At 59.4% G+C, this 13689-nt stretch carries 12 protein-coding genes; 7 read left to right on the top strand and 5 right to left on the bottom strand.

Annotated features, from left to right (window positions below):
* The first annotated feature begins 4 nt into the window (after nt 1–4).
* Nucleotides 5–319, top strand: coding sequence for an antibiotic biosynthesis monooxygenase family protein (locus RAE21_RS09470; protein WP_428984059.1), 315 nt, complete (start codon nt 5–7; stop codon nt 317–319).
* Between the two features lie 71 nt (nt 320–390).
* On the opposite strand, the gene RAE21_RS09465 is transcribed toward RAE21_RS09470, so the two are convergent.
* The 3 genes from RAE21_RS09465 to RAE21_RS09455 all read right to left on the bottom strand — a co-directional run bounded on the left by RAE21_RS09465 (nt 391) and on the right by RAE21_RS09455 (nt 4124).
* Nucleotides 391–1017: a choice-of-anchor C family PEP-CTERM protein gene (locus tag RAE21_RS09465; RefSeq protein ID WP_313881140.1), complete on the bottom strand. Its 627-nt coding sequence runs from the start codon at nt 1015–1017 to the stop codon at nt 391–393.
* A gap of 27 nt (nt 1018–1044) precedes the next feature.
* Nucleotides 1045–1680, bottom strand: a complete 636-nt coding sequence (locus tag RAE21_RS09460; RefSeq protein WP_313881139.1) for a choice-of-anchor C family PEP-CTERM protein — start codon at nt 1678–1680, stop codon at nt 1045–1047.
* A 227-nt stretch (nt 1681–1907) separates the two neighbouring features.
* Nucleotides 1908–4124, bottom strand: a complete 2217-nt coding sequence (locus tag RAE21_RS09455) for a PhoX family protein (protein WP_313881138.1) — start codon at nt 4122–4124, stop codon at nt 1908–1910.
* Between the two features lie 129 nt (nt 4125–4253).
* On the opposite strand from RAE21_RS09455, the gene RAE21_RS09450 reads away from it, so the two are divergent.
* On the top strand, nt 4254–4709 hold the full coding sequence (locus RAE21_RS09450; protein WP_313881137.1) for a tetratricopeptide repeat protein: 456 nt from the start codon (nt 4254–4256) through the stop codon (nt 4707–4709).
* A gap of 76 nt (nt 4710–4785) precedes the next feature.
* Here RAE21_RS09450 and RAE21_RS09445 read toward each other — a convergent pair whose 3' ends face one another.
* Together RAE21_RS09445 and RAE21_RS09440 are read right to left on the bottom strand one after the other, a co-directional pair.
* Nucleotides 4786–5577, bottom strand: coding sequence for a BPSS1780 family membrane protein (locus RAE21_RS09445; RefSeq protein WP_313881136.1), 792 nt, complete (start codon nt 5575–5577; stop codon nt 4786–4788).
* Nucleotides 5574–6569 (bottom strand): homoserine kinase, encoded by a 996-nt coding sequence (locus tag RAE21_RS09440; protein WP_313881135.1) that lies wholly within the window; start codon nt 6567–6569, stop codon nt 5574–5576. The genes RAE21_RS09445 and RAE21_RS09440 overlap by 4 nt, the downstream gene beginning before the upstream one ends.
* Before the next feature lie 154 nt (nt 6570–6723).
* Between RAE21_RS09440 and polA the strand changes: the two genes are divergently transcribed.
* The 5 genes from polA (at nt 6724) to RAE21_RS09415 (ending at nt 13662) form a co-directional block, all read left to right on the top strand.
* A complete protein-coding gene (gene polA / locus RAE21_RS09435; protein ID WP_313881134.1) occupies nt 6724–9519 on the top strand; it encodes a DNA polymerase I in 2796 nt (931 codons plus the stop codon).
* Between the two features lie 110 nt (nt 9520–9629).
* A complete protein-coding gene (locus RAE21_RS09430) occupies nt 9630–11420 on the top strand; it encodes a methyl-accepting chemotaxis protein (RefSeq protein ID WP_313881133.1) in 1791 nt (596 codons plus the stop codon).
* A gap of 99 nt (nt 11421–11519) precedes the next feature.
* Nucleotides 11520–12428, top strand: coding sequence for a dienelactone hydrolase family protein (locus RAE21_RS09425; protein ID WP_313881132.1), 909 nt, complete (start codon nt 11520–11522; stop codon nt 12426–12428).
* Nucleotides 12425–13249 carry a ZIP family metal transporter gene (locus RAE21_RS09420; protein ID WP_313875651.1) on the top strand — a complete coding sequence of 275 codons (825 nt, stop codon included), beginning with the start codon at nt 12425–12427 and terminating at the stop codon, nt 13247–13249. The genes RAE21_RS09425 and RAE21_RS09420 overlap by 4 nt, the downstream gene beginning before the upstream one ends.
* Nucleotides 13250–13263: 14 nt before the next feature.
* A complete protein-coding gene (locus RAE21_RS09415; RefSeq protein WP_313881131.1) occupies nt 13264–13662 on the top strand; it encodes a hypothetical protein in 399 nt (132 codons plus the stop codon).
* Nucleotides 13663–13689 lie beyond the last annotated feature (27 nt).

Genomic DNA, 13689 nt, shown 5'->3' with positions numbered 1-13689 from the left:
GAGCTTGGACATTGCGAACACCCCACCGGCGCCGTACTACGCCGTCATCTTCACCAGCCTGCGTACCGCCGTCGATGAGGGCTATGGCGACATGGCCGAAAAGATGGTGGCGCTCGCCGCGCAGCAGCCCGGTTTTCTGGGCGTGGAATCTGCGCGCGACGGGCTAGGCATTACCGTGTCGTACTGGAAAGATCTCGAGTCCATCCGCGCCTGGAAGGCCCATGCCGAGCATCAGGTGGCCCAGCAACTGGGCCACGAAAAATGGTACGCAGCCTTCAAGACCCGTATCGCCAAAGTGGAGCGGGATTACAGCCTTTAGCGCTCTCTGCGCCGGAAATAAAAAAGACCTGTCAAAGACAGGCCTCTCGCAATAAACAGCAATCGCAGCGGTTAGCGTGCTTTGCGTCGACGTGCTACCGCACCCATCAGGCCAAGGCCTGCCAGCAGCAGCGCATAGGTTTCTGGCTCAGGCACAGCGCTCACCGAAATGTTATCGAGTGCAGGGCCCGCAGGACCACTGGTCATGCTGGAGAAGCTCAGGGTCGTGCTAGTGCTCACAGCGGCAAACTGGGTGGTGTAGGTGGTCCAACCCATGTTGGAATAGGACTTCCCGGTGGTGTCAAAGGTGTAGGTGCCAGTAGGTCCCACGTTGACCGACAAGCCTTTGATGACATCGCCAGCGGCACGGTTGCCAGCCAGGTCAAAAGACAGGGTGTAGGTCTGGCCGATCACGGTGTGCAGCACCTGCGAAATCACGCCCTTGCCGAGGCCGTTCAGATCGAGGCTGTTCTGGCCATTTGAAGCGGCCCACAAAGTGCTCACTAGGTCCACCGAACGAAGATTCACGGTCCAGCCAGTCAGCCCCTGCCCTGCGGATGTAAATGTGTCAAAACCAATCCCCGTGTTCACAACGGATTGGGCTTCGAAGCTACCGTTCGCCACCAAATTGGCGGATTGGGCGTGGGCCGAGCCAGCTGCCAGTGCAACTGCCAGAGCGATCGAATGTAAATTTTTCATATGGGTCCCTGAGTTTTTGGTAGGCGCTTAGACCGAAGCAGCGTTGCGCTTGCGGCGCACTGCGGCGCCGATCAGGCCCAAGCCTGCAAGCAACATGGCAAACGACTCTGGCTCCGGAACTGCGGAGACCGAGATGTTGTCCAGCGCTACGCCGTAAGCAGACTCTTGCAATCCGGTGAAGTGCAAAGTACTTTGGCCGGTAACCGCTTGGAAGACAAAGGACTTGGTAGTCCAGCCCATGTTGGTGTGGCTTCGGCCGGTAGTGTCGAACTCGTAAATCGGCAAATTGCTCAGGCCGACTTGCAGATACTTAACTTTATCGCCGTCGTCCGGGTTGCCGGCCATGTCGAAAGACACCTTGTATGTTTGACCGACTACGGTTGCAAAACTCTGAGAGATCGTGCCATCGGTTTCGCCGCTGAGGTCAAGGCTGTAGTGGCCTTGGGAGGGGTTCCAATAGGTATTGATCAAGTCCACAGAACCTGAAGTGATATTCCAACCAGTCAATGCATTGCTGCCCGCGGCCAGAGTGCTGAAGCCGCCAGTAAAGTTGATGCTGTTGGCCTCGAAACTGCCGTTGACAATCAGGTTAGGCGCTGCAGATGCCAAAGGTGCCAGCGTAACAAAGGCCAAGCCAGCCAACCATTTTTTAGTAGTGTTCATCGGTTATCCCTGAAAAGATGAGCAGCCGGCGGCCGCTTTTCCACCCTCCTATTGTCGGGCCGGTAGCACCCTGTTGGCGATAGTCCGTCTGGACTACCTTTTGATGGGTTGTATCTTTACGCGCTGCAGATAAGCGTGTGTAGCTATAAAAAAAATAGCGACCTGCCGGATGGCAGGTCGCTATTTTTGGACTGCAGGGTCGCTCGCAGCCCTATGGATGTTGTAGCTTAGCTACCGATCACGCCGCCGTCTTTCTTGGTGATCACGATGGTGGCAGAGCGGGGGCGCTTGCCGGCGCCGTAGCCCGCATTGGCAGGCCACTGGCTGGTGTACTTGGCGGGGTTGCCAATGTCAGCCATCGGTGTGTTTTCGCCGGGGTGTTGGATGTTGATGAACAACGCCTTGCCGTCCGGTGTTTCGCACAGTCCGGTGATTTCGCAGTCCACGGGGCCGACGAGGAAGCGCTTGAGGATGTCAGGCGACTGGGACTTGCCCATGTAGGTATCAACACGCTTTTCGCTGCCGTCAGGGCGCTTGTAGCTCAGAGACTTCTTGCCGCCATCGCCCACCTTGCCGGGGATGCCGGCCAGCAACATGCAGTTGGTCTTGTCGGTGTAAGCACTGTCATCGGTTTGGATCCAGCACAGGCCGGTAGCAGGGCTGAAAGCCAAGCCATCGGGAGCAGACATGTCGTTCTCGTCGGTCAGGTTGGACAGGTTGACCTTGGTCTTGTCGGCATCAGCCTCCGACGCGAACAAGTAGATGTCCCACTTGAAGGCGGTGTCAGCCGGGTTGGCTTGCGCCACGCGGATGATGTGGCCGTTGACGTTGCCCTTGCTTTCCTTGCCGTTCTTCATGTCACTGTAAACGCGGGGGTTGGCAGCGTCTGCACCCATGTCGCCGTCTACGGTGCGGTTGCTGTTGTTGGTCAGCGTCATGTAGAAGTCGCCAGTGCGTGGGTTGATGCCACCCCACTCAGGGCGGTCCATCTTGGTTGCGCTGACCGCGTCGGCAGCCAAACGGGTGAAGATGGCCACGTCAGCGTCGGACTTGAATTCGAAGTCGGGGTTGGCAGCAACGATCGGGTTGTTCATGGACAACTCAATCCAGGTGCCAGTGCCGTCGTCCTTGAAGCTTGCGACAAACAAGGTGCCCTTGTCGAGGTACTTGTCGCCCACAGCGATGCGGTTGCTGGCGTTGGCGTCAGCAGCGTCCCACTTGGCTGCGGACACAAACTTGTACATGTATTCACCGCGGGAATCGTCACCCATGTAGGCCACGATAGGTTGGCCAGACACGGCCTTGGCAAAGCTCACGCTCTCGTGGGCGAATCGGCCCAAGCCGGTGCGCTTGCGCACCAATTGCTGGCCGTCGTAGGCGTCCATTTCCACCACGAAGCCGAAGGTGTTCATTTCGTTGCGGTAGTCGGCTTTGGCGTTGGCGGCCAACGCACCGTTGTTCCAGCGCACAAATTTGTCGTCAGCGCCTGCGCTCTCCCAGCCATGGCGGCTGGCAGCACCGGCAGGGCGGCCGTAGCGCACCAAGCCAGTGACTGCTTTGTCCTTCTTGCCACGGCGATCATCATCCTTGGCATCGCGGTGGAAGTAGCCGAACCAGTTTTCTTCGCCGGACACAAAAGTGCCCCAAGGTGTCTTACCGGTACCGCAGTTGTTCAGGGTGCCACGAGCGCGGGTAGCGTCTGGGCTGAATTTGGTTACCAGGTGCTCGCTGCCTTTGGCGGGACCGCTGATGATGACTTCGGTAGTGGGGGTGATGCGGCGGTTGTAGCTGGAGGCTTGCTTGTAGCTCCACTGGCCGGCTTTGGCTTCAATTTCCACGACCGACAGGCCGTGGATGGACAATTCTTTTTCTACTTCCGCAGCGGGGCGGGGCAGGGTGCTCACACCGCCGTTGGTGTGAATGAAGAAGGAGCTCAGTTTCTGATCGGTGGTGGCTTCGTGGTTCACCGCCAACAGGCCGCGGCTGATGCCGTTGGCAGAAGGCTTGCCGTTGGAATCCAAACCAAAGTACTCCATGCCGTCATGGTGGTCGCCAGCCCGGTTGTCCCAGTCGGTGTCAGTGCCGTCATTCTTGAACGCGGCGGTGCCAGCCTTCAGCGGGTCGCCCAGCGCGTAAATCACTTGCACGTCATAGCCAGCAGGCACCACCACTTTGTCGGCCAAGCTCTTGGCGACAGCAGTAAAGCCCAAGGTGTTCAGGGGTGCAGTCATGGCAGCTGCAGTACCCGCGCCGGTGGACGCTGTAGCGCAACCGGTCAGCGCGCCAGCACCAAAGAGCGATGTGGCTGCTGCGCCCATGCCGCCCAGCAGCAGGCCGCGGCGGTTCAGGCGGGCCGACATGATCTGCTCGATATGCGGGTTCGCGGTGGTGTTGGAGTCTTCGTTGTTGAAAATGTCGCTGGAGGAGCGGGTGTTGTCGGTCATGCTAGGTGCCTCAAGTTAAATTAGCTCCGTTAATGTGCGACGTTGATGTTTCAGCTTTGTGACACATCCACCTGTGCTCGGGTATTCCAAAATGGCTACATTGGAATTCCCCTTTCTGTTGGAGCACTCATGAAAAAGTTGTTGTTGGCAATGCTGTTGGTTAGCGGCTTCGCACAAGCCGCAGATACCCCTGTGATGAACGTACCCACCGTCAATCAGCGCATGAAAGCGGCGCGGGATGCTATTGCCAAATCGGATTGGCGGACCGCCAAGTTCGAAACCCAAAACGTGGTGTCAGAAGAGCCCGGTAACGCGGATGCTCACAACTTGCTGGCGTTTTCGTACCGCAAGCAGGACAAGCCAGACCTTGCCAAGGCCTTTGAGCACTACAAGATCGCGCTCAAGCTCAATCCCCAGCACAAGGGCGCCCATGAGTACATCGGAGAGGCCTACCTGATGGACCGCAAGCCCGCACAGGCTGCGCAGCATTTGGCCGATCTTGAAAAGATATGTGGCAATCGCTCGTGCGAGGAGTACCAAGACTTGGAGAAAGCCATCGCGGCTTATCGCAAGGCCAACCCTTGAGCCTTAGGTCCGGCAGGGAGGCCTGGCCCCCTGCCGTGTTGCCCTCATTTGAGCGAGAGAGCGTTAGAAATACGACTCAGGCCCCGGGTTCCGGCTCAGTCGTAGCGGGTGCTTCAAAGCAATCCCGGAAGGTGAAGTAAAACGAGGTGAAAAACATGGTCGCCAAGGCGAGGCCAGCCGGGAACATGATGGCGTTGATCAGGGCGGGGCTACCTAGCAAACTCACCAAAATCGCCACGCTCATGGCGACCCCGAGAAACGCGGCCATCCAAACCAAGCCGAAGACCGTAAAGGCCCAAAAGTTTCGCAAGCAGGCGACGGCACTGAAAAACAGGCTCTTCATGGGGGTGATGCCATGCCAATGCACCAACGCCGGCGCATGCCAAAACAGCAAGGACAAGGGCAGATACAGCACCATGGCCACCAAGGCGGCAGACTGAAAATCGCCTTGCAGCACGACCTCGGGAGACAGCTCACCGCCCAGCAGATACACGCGGGCAAACTGCCCGCCGTCCACCGTGGCAGAAATGCCCATGACCAATATAAAACCCACGGCATAGAGCACGCCCAACACCACCATGGAGCGCAGCCGGTCTTTGCCTGCGCGGAAGCCTGCGATCAGCACTTGGGGCATCGGGAATTGCCCTTGCTCCGCGATCTGCGTGGCTGCCATGAGCCCAAGGGTAGCTGCCGGCAACAGGGCCAGCGCCAAAGGTGTTCCGATCACCGGCAAAAGGCTCAAGAGCGATACCGCTGCCATGAACATAAAAAACAGGCCGGTGAACGCCAGTGGCTGCCGCAAAAAGGTGCGCACCCCTTGTTTGAACCACAGGACACCTTGGCGGGGAGGGACGATCTGGAGTTTCATGCGGTGTGCGGCTCTGGATTCATTAAAGTGGACAGCGTGAGGGGCGACGCAATACGTTGCTTCAGAACCCGCTCAAAGTGGGTCGGGTCGTGGGGTTTGAGCATCGAGGCTTCGCGCGGCAGGTACCAATCCCACAGGCGCGAGAGCCAAAAGCGCAGTGCGCCGGCCCGCAACATCGCGGGGAACAGTTCGCGCTCTTGGGGTGTCAAGGGGCGCACGCTTTCGTAGGCTTGGACAAAAGCGCGGCTACGCTCCAGATCGGCGACTCCGGTGGGCAGGTCTATGCACCAGTCGTTGAGGCACACCGCCAGATCGAACAGCCAGGCATCGGTGCCGGCAAAGTAAAAGTCAAAGAAACCGCTCAGGCGGGGTTCGCCATTCACCTTGTCAAACATCACGTTGTCGCGGAACAAGTCTGCGTGGATAGCGCCGCGCGGCAGTGCGGTGTAGGCGCTCTGTGCGGCGACATGGTTCTGGTAAGCCAGCTCACTCTGGATCAGCGCAGCTAGGGGCGCTTCAAGGTGTGGCAGCACAACCGGTACCGTCTCATTCCACCACGGGAGCGCACGCAGGTTGGGCTGTTGCATGCCGAAGTCGCGCCCTGCGAGGTGCATGCGTGCGAGCATGGCGCCGACTTGCTGGCAGTGGTCAACACCCGGGGCAAGTTCACTTTTGCCTTTAAGGCGGTTCACCACGGCGGCAGGTTTGCCGTTCAGGCTGTGCAACACATCGCCATCGCGGTTGGCGGCCGGGTCCGGCACGGGGATGCCATGGAACGCCAAGTGCTTCATCAGCCGCAGGTAAAACGGCAACTGCTGCGCCGTCAGCCGCTCGAACAGGGTCAGCACATAGGGCGCCTGGTCGGTAGTGACAAAGTAGTTGGTGTTCTCAATGCCGCCGGAGCAGCCCTCCATGGTTTGGAGAGTGCCCAATTGCAGGGAGGAAAGAAAAGTGCTGGCCTCGTCAAGCGAGACCTCTGTGTAAACCGCCATGGCGCAATTGTAGGGTGGCGGGGCACTCCGGCTTGGGGGAGACCTTGCCCGGCGCGGGGCACAACATCCGCCGCCGGGCCGCCCCAAGGCGGATGCGCCCCCTCGGGGGGCAGCGACCCGCAAAGCGGCGGAGCGTGGGGGCACAATACTATTTATGACCGAACCCAAGAAAACCCTGCTGCTGGTGGATGGCTCCAGCTATTTGTATCGCGCCTTTTTTGCCGGCGGGGACAGCATGAGCGTGACGCTGCCGGACGGCACCGTCCAGAAAACCGGCGCAGTGCGCATCATGATCAACATGATGAACAGCCTGCGCAAGGAATACCCGGCCGACTATGTGGCCTGCGTTTTCGATGCCAAAGGCCCGACCTTCCGCGACGAGATTTACCCCGAGTACAAAGCCCACCGCGACCCAATGCCCGACGATCTGCGCAGCCAGATCGCGCCCATCCACGAAATCGTGCGCCTGCTGGGCTGGACGGTGCTGGACGTGCCCGGTGTGGAAGCTGATGACGTGATCGGGACACTGGCTGCCACCGCCGCCTCGCAAGGCATTGAGGTGATTGTGAGCAGCGGCGACAAGGATTTGGCGCAGCTGGTGAACGAGCACATCACCATCATTGACACCATGAATGGCAAGCGCCGCGACTTGGCCGGTGTGGAAGCCGAGTTCGGCGTGCCCGCCCGCCTGATGCTGGACTACCAGACCCTGGTCGGTGACACGGTGGACAACGTGCCCGGCGTGGCCAAGGTCGGCCCCAAGACGGCGGTGAAATGGCTGCAGCAGTACGGCTCGCTGCAAGGCGTGGTGGACAACGCTGCCCACATCGGCGGTGTGGTGGGCGAGAACCTGCGCAAGGCGCTGGACTGGCTGCCCACCGGCCGCACGCTGCTGACCATCAAGACCGACTGCGACCTCACAGGTTGGGTTGATGGTCTGCCTGCTATGGATTCGATAGCTGCTGGCGCACAGGATACGCGGGCTCTGCGTGCTTTTTATGAGAAATACGGTTTCAAGGGGCTGGCCAAGTCGGTAGGTGGCGCTGAAACTTCGGCTGCCGCTCCAGCGCCCTCTGCGCGCACAGCCGAGCCGGGCTTGTTTGACGAGCCAGCTGGCGACGCTGCGGCACCCGCATCGCGCGTGAGCAAGGTGGAATACGAAACCATCTTTTCGTATGAGGCGCTAGACGCCCTGATCTCGCGCATTCAAGCGGCCCCGCTGACGGCTTTGGATACCGAAACCACCTCGCTGGATGAAATGCGTGCCGAGATCGTGGGCATTAGTTTCAGCACCGAGCCGGGCAAAGGCGCCTACATCCCGGTGGCGCACCGTTACCCCGGCGCGCCCGAACAGTTGGACCGCGACGCGGTGCTGGCCAAGCTCAAGCCCTGGCTGGAGAACCCGCAAGCCTTGAAGCTGGGCCAGCACATCAAATACGACCGGCATGTGTTTGCCAACCATGGCATCGAAGTGCAGGGCTACGCCCACGACACCATGCTGCAGAGCTATGTGCTCGAAGCCGACAAGCCGCACGGGCTGGCCAGCCTGGCCGAGCGCCACCTGGGGCGCAGCGGTATCAGCTTTGAAGACCTCTGCGGCAAGGGCGTAAACCAGATCAGCTTTGACCAGGTCGACATTGCCAAAGCCGCCGAATACGCCTGCGAAGACTCGGACCAGACACTGGATGTGCACCTGGCACTCTGGCCGCAGATCGAGGCCAACGAAAAGCTGAAGTTCATTTACGAGCTGGAAATCGCCAGCAGCGAAGCGCTGTACCGCATTGAGCGCAACGGCGTGCTGATCGACGCACCCACGCTGGCGGCCCAAAGCCACGAACTGGGCCAGCGCATCCTGCAGCTGGAAACCGAGGCCTATGAGATTGCCGGCCAGCCTTTCAACTTGAGCAGCCCCAAGCAGCTGGGCGAAATCTTCTTCGACAAGCTAGGCATGCCGGTGGTGAAGAAAACCGCCACCGGTGCGCGCAGTACCGATGAAGAGGTGCTGGAGAAACTGGCGGAAGACTATCCGCTACCCGCCAAGCTGCTGGAGCACCGCAGCCTTGCCAAGCTCAAAGGCACCTACACCGACAAGCTTGCCCAGCTGGCACTGCCACGCACCGGCCGTGTGCACACGCACTACGCGCAAGCCGTGGCGGTGACCGGGCGATTGAGCAGCAACGACCCCAACCTGCAAAACATTCCGATCCGCACCGCCGAAGGCCGCCGCGTCCGCGAGGCCTTTGTGGCACCTGCAGGCAGCGTGATTGCCAGTGCCGATTACAGCCAGATTGAGCTGCGCATCATGGCGCACATCAGCGGTGATGAGGCACTCTTGGGCGCCTTTCATCAGGGGCTGGATGTGCACCGCGCCACGGCGGCCGAGGTTTTTGGCGTGCCGGTGGATCAGGTGAGCAGCGAGCAGCGCCGCTACGCCAAGGTGATCAATTTCGGGTTGATCTACGGCATGAGTGCCTTCGGGCTTGCGCGCAATCTGGGTATCGACAACACCGCTGCCAAAAACTACATCCAGCGCTACTTTGAGCGTTACCCCGGCGTGAAAACCTACATGGAATCCACCCGCGAGCTGGCCAAGCGCCAAGGCTATGTGGAAACGGTGTTTGGCCGCCGGCTACAGCTTGCCGGCATCAAAAACGCGAAGGGCGCCCAATTGGCGGGGCTGGAGCGAGCGGCTATCAACGCACCTATGCAGGGCACCGCGGCAGATTTGATCAAGTTGAGCATGGTCAAAGTGCAGCAGGTGCTGGATGCGCAAAATAAGTCCACCAAGATGATCATGCAGGTGCATGATGAATTGGTATTCGAGGTGCCCGAAGCAGAGGTGGAATGGGTTCGCACCGAAACCCCTGCGCTGATGGCCGGGGTGGCGGCACTCAAAGTGCCTTTGTTGGCGGAAGTAGGGGTTGGTCCCAATTGGGACAAGGCGCATTAATGCCGAGGATACTGACAGCGGGTATTTACTAATTTATTGTTGCAAATGTTAAATTTGCCGCGATAATTGAATTGTTTAATAAAACGGGGCGTCGTATGGGACTCAGTGGAATGAAGATTGCAACCAAGTTGTGGTCATTTATCGTGTTGATCATTGTGGCCATTTGCATGGTGGCGGTGATCGGCTTGATGCGCAGCAACTCCATCTTGAATGACGGGCGGCAAAAGCAAGCGCTCGCCCAGGATTTGGTGCAACTTGCCACTGAGTGGAATGGGCTGACCAGCACCAATTCCGCGCGCAACACCGCCATCTTGATCAGCAGCGGCACGGCGGTCGCTGACACGTTCAAGGACGTGGTGACATCGACCTCGGCCGAAATCACCGAGCTGCAGAAAAAAATTGAAAGCATGGCCCAAACCGACGAGGACAAGGCCCAGCTCAAAAAAGTAGCTGACGCCCGCAAATTGGTTCTTTCCAGCCGCGAAAAGGCACGTGACCTTAAAAAAGCCGGCCAGGATGCAGAAGCGCTGCAGGCGATGACCGGCGAATACGAGCCGGCGCTGAAGGTGTACCTTGCCGAGCAACGCCGCTTTGTCGAGCTGCAAAAGCAGGAAATGGCCACTCTCCAAGCCGAAATCGTGGCCAAGCGGGCTATGAACACCACCGGCATTCTGGTGAGCTTGGCTGTGATTGTTGCGATCATTTTTGCGGGCACCACCTGGCTGGTGCGCTCGATTCGCGAACCCCTCACCATGGCCAACGAGTTGGCGGCCCGTATTGCGCAGGGTGATCTGACGCACTCGGTCCATTCCGAGCGGACCGATGAGTTCGGCCAGTTGCTGCACTCGCTGGAAGCCATGAATGTGTCCCTCGGCCGGATGGTGTCTGAGATCCGCGGTGGTACCGATAGCATCGCGATTGCGAGTGCCGAAATCGCCACTGGCAACAACGATTTGGCCCAGCGCACCGAGCACACCTCCAGCAACTTGCAGGCTACGGCCTCCAGCATGGACGGTTTGACCCAAATCGTGCAGCAGAGCACCGACAACGCCCGCCAGGCCAGCGCGCTGGCAGCCAGCGCATCCACTGTGGCGCAGCGCGGCAGCGAAGTGGTGACCCAAGTGGTCAGCACCATGCAGGAAATTGACGCCAGCAGCAAGAAGATCGCCGACATCATCAGCGTGATTGACGGCATTGCCTTCCAGACCAACATCTTGGCGCTGAACGCAGCGGTAGAGGCCGCACGCGCCGGTGAACAGGGGCGTGGCTTTGCAGTGGTGGCGTCTGAAGTGCGTTCGCTGGCCGGCCGCAGTGCAGAGGCTGCGAAAGAGATCAAGGCCCTGATCGGAACCTCGGTGGACAAAGTCGAGTCGGGTACCCAATTGGTGACCGATGCAGGCTCCACGATGGAGGAAATCATGCAATCAGTGCGCCGCGTGGCTGATGTGATCGGTGAGATTACCTCGGCCGCCAATGAGCAAAGCACCGGCATTGCAGGCGTTAACTCTGCCATCGGCAATCTCGACCAGATGACACAGCAAAACGCGGCATTGGTCGAGGAAAGCGCGGCCGCAGCCGAAAGTCTGCGCGAGCAAGCAGACCGCATGAAACAGGCTGTGGCCGTGTTCAAGGTTACAGGCAGCATGTCGGGCCCTTCGTTGGCACCGGTACCTGTGCGCTCGGGTAAACCCAGCACCGCTTTCAAAGGGCCTGAGCGCCGCACCGGCGATGCTGCCGGCCCCCAAGCCCGCACCACTGCATCGGCAAAAGCCAGCCCGCGCAAGCCCGCACCCGCACCGAAACCCGCTGCTGCCCCGATGCCAAGCTTGCAAAAACCTGTCGTGACTGCCTCAAACCGCTCAACACCTGCAGGTGGAGACGACGATTGGGAAACGTTCTAATAGTGGGCTGCCCTGATTTCCTGTAGTCTGCTTGTTGCGTCGCAAGGGTAGGTAATTGCCTACACTTGCGCTTGCGCTTCAAAAACTATGGAGACACCCATGCTGGAAAATTTAAAGAACGAATTGGACTCTTTGCGCCCCGGTCGCACCACAGAAGCAGGCGCCACACGCCGCACCGCTATCATGGCGGCACTCGGTGTCGGTTACGCGGCCACCGCGATGCCCATCATGGCGCAAACCGCAATCAGCACACCTGCTGACGGACTTGTCACCGGTTCCGAGATTTACGACGTGGCGGGAGAGAGCGTTCCCTTCTACTACGCCGCACCCGCCGACAAGACCGACTTGCCCATCGTGTTGGTGGTGCAAGAAATTTTTGGTGTGCATGAATACATTGCCGATACTTGCCGCCGTTTTGCCAAAGCTGGCTACTTGGCCATCGCGCCAGACTTGTATGCCCGCCAAGGCGATGCGTCGCAATACACCGACATCGGCAAATTGCTGGCCGAAGTAGTTTCCAAGGTGCCTGACGAGCAAGTCATGGCTGATTTGGATGGCGCATTGGCATGGGCGGCTGACAACGGTGGCAACACTAAAAAAGTGGCGGTTACCGGCTTCTGCTGGGGCGGTCGCATCACCTGGTTGTACGCAGCGCACAACAAGGACGTCAAGGCCGGTGTGGCCTGGTACGGTCGCTTGGTGGGTACCCCTTCCGAGTTGACTCCCAAGAATCCAATTGATCTGGCCGAGAGCCTGAATGCACCTGTTTTGGGCCTGTATGGCGCCAAAGACACGGGCATTCCTGTCACGACAGTCAACGACATGAAAAAGGCTTTGGCTGCTGCGGGCAAAAAGGGCAACAAAGCTGCCAAGGGTTCGCAGTTTGTGGTGTATCCCGAAGCCGGGCACGCCTTCCACGCGGACTACCGTCCGAGCTACCGTGCCAAAGAAGCTGCTGATGGCTTCAAGCGCACATTGGCCTGGTTCAAGGCAAAGGGCGTTGTTTGATTCTTCTGGCAATTGTGGCCGGCACATTAGTGGCCGGCATAGGGAGTGTGTGGTTGGCAGCGGCACTGAGCTTCGGTGCACTGGCCCGTTATACCCAGCATATGTTGAGTCTGGCGGCAGGGGCCTTGTTGGCCACTGCCTTCATGCATCTGCTCCCTGAAGCGTTCGAGAGCCAGGCTGGTGCCCATGACCTGTTCATGGTGCTGCTCATCGGTCTGGTTTTTTTCTTTCTCTTGGACAAAGCGGAGCTCTGGCACCACGGCCACGAGCATCACCATGGTCCTGCGGCGCATAGCCATGAGGCTCATCACGACCACGATCATGGTCACCATGCACACCACCACGGGCACAGCCATGGGGCGGATAAACCGGTCGGCAGTTGGGCCATTCTCACCGGCGACAGCGTGCATTGCTTTGGGGACGGTGTGCTGATCGCGTCTGCCTTTGTGGCGGATTTGCGCTTGGGTGCCATCGCGGCCTTGGCGGTGCTAGCCCATGAGGTGCCCCACCACATGGGGGACCTGATGGTGCTGCGCAATGGCTCTACCAACAAGCAGGCGGCGCTGATCAAGGTCACTTTGGCGGGTGCGGTGACCGCGTTGGGCGGCATCGTCGGCTATTGGCTGGTCGACCAGCTGCAGGACTATTTGCCTTACTTTTTGGCGGTGGCGTCTAGCAGTTTCATCTATGTAGCGCTGGCGGACCTGATTCCCCAGTTGCAAAAGCGCTTAAGCGCACGCGAAACGGCTGCGCAAATTGCCTGGCTGGGTGTGGGTATCGGTCTGGTGGCCTTGGTTAGCAGCCTCGGGCACGGGCACTGAGCGCGTCGGCCTGTATGGAGCCGCAAACCACCTTCGAGATGGAGTTTGCGGATTCCGAGATCCGCCAAGCCCTCTGGCAGGGTGATGATCTACATGTGCTGTTTTCCGCCGTGGCAGCGACCCGCCATACGCCCGGTGACACTTCGATCAGCGGCTTTTTGCAGGGCGTGGAGTTGGTGTTGCGCCAGTGCACGCCTGTGCACACCGCAGCCTTGTTCGGTCGCGTGCGGAGTGGGGCGTTACGCCTGGGAGGGCAGCCTTCCATCCTCAGAATTTCCGTGCCATCCACGTGGGATCAGCCACTCGCTTTGGAGCTTGAGCCCGCACAGAATGGCTTTCTGTTGCTACAGGCGCAGGGCATGGAGTGCCGCTTGCAGGCGGGTGGCGTCTTCCGTGAATCCTTGTTTTGCTGAGACTAAACCCTCTCTGTCATCATAGTT

The organism is Rhodoferax potami (assembly GCF_032193765.1).
GTDB lineage: Bacteria > Pseudomonadota > Gammaproteobacteria > Burkholderiales > Burkholderiaceae_C > Allorhodoferax > Allorhodoferax potami.
Note: the sequence above shows the minus strand (reverse complement) of the source record. Positions and strands in the feature narration are given on the sequence as shown.

Bases quoted from the DNA above. Each gene is read 5' to 3' on its own strand.
- RAE21_RS09455 (WP_313881138.1), bottom strand. From the start codon at position 4,124: ATGACCGACAACACCCGCTCCTCCAGCGACATTTTCAACAACGAAGAC.
- RAE21_RS09465 (WP_313881140.1), bottom strand. From the start codon at position 1,017: ATGAAAAATTTACATTCGATCGCTCTGGCAGTTGCACTGGCAGCTGGC.
- RAE21_RS09425 (WP_313881132.1), top strand. From the start codon at position 11,520: ATGCTGGAAAATTTAAAGAACGAATTGGACTCTTTGCGCCCCGGTCGC.
- RAE21_RS09415 (WP_313881131.1), top strand. From the start codon at position 13,264: ATGGAGCCGCAAACCACCTTCGAGATGGAGTTTGCGGATTCCGAGATC.
- RAE21_RS09430 (WP_313881133.1), top strand. From the start codon at position 9,630: ATGAAGATTGCAACCAAGTTGTGGTCATTTATCGTGTTGATCATTGTG.
- RAE21_RS09445 (WP_313881136.1), bottom strand. From the start codon at position 5,577: ATGAAACTCCAGATCGTCCCTCCCCGCCAAGGTGTCCTGTGGTTCAAA.
- RAE21_RS09460 (WP_313881139.1), bottom strand. From the start codon at position 1,680: ATGAACACTACTAAAAAATGGTTGGCTGGCTTGGCCTTTGTTACGCTG.
- RAE21_RS09450 (WP_313881137.1), top strand. From the start codon at position 4,254: ATGAAAAAGTTGTTGTTGGCAATGCTGTTGGTTAGCGGCTTCGCACAA.
- RAE21_RS09440 (WP_313881135.1), bottom strand. From the start codon at position 6,569: ATGGCGGTTTACACAGAGGTCTCGCTTGACGAGGCCAGCACTTTTCTT.
- polA (WP_313881134.1), top strand. From the start codon at position 6,724: ATGACCGAACCCAAGAAAACCCTGCTGCTGGTGGATGGCTCCAGCTAT.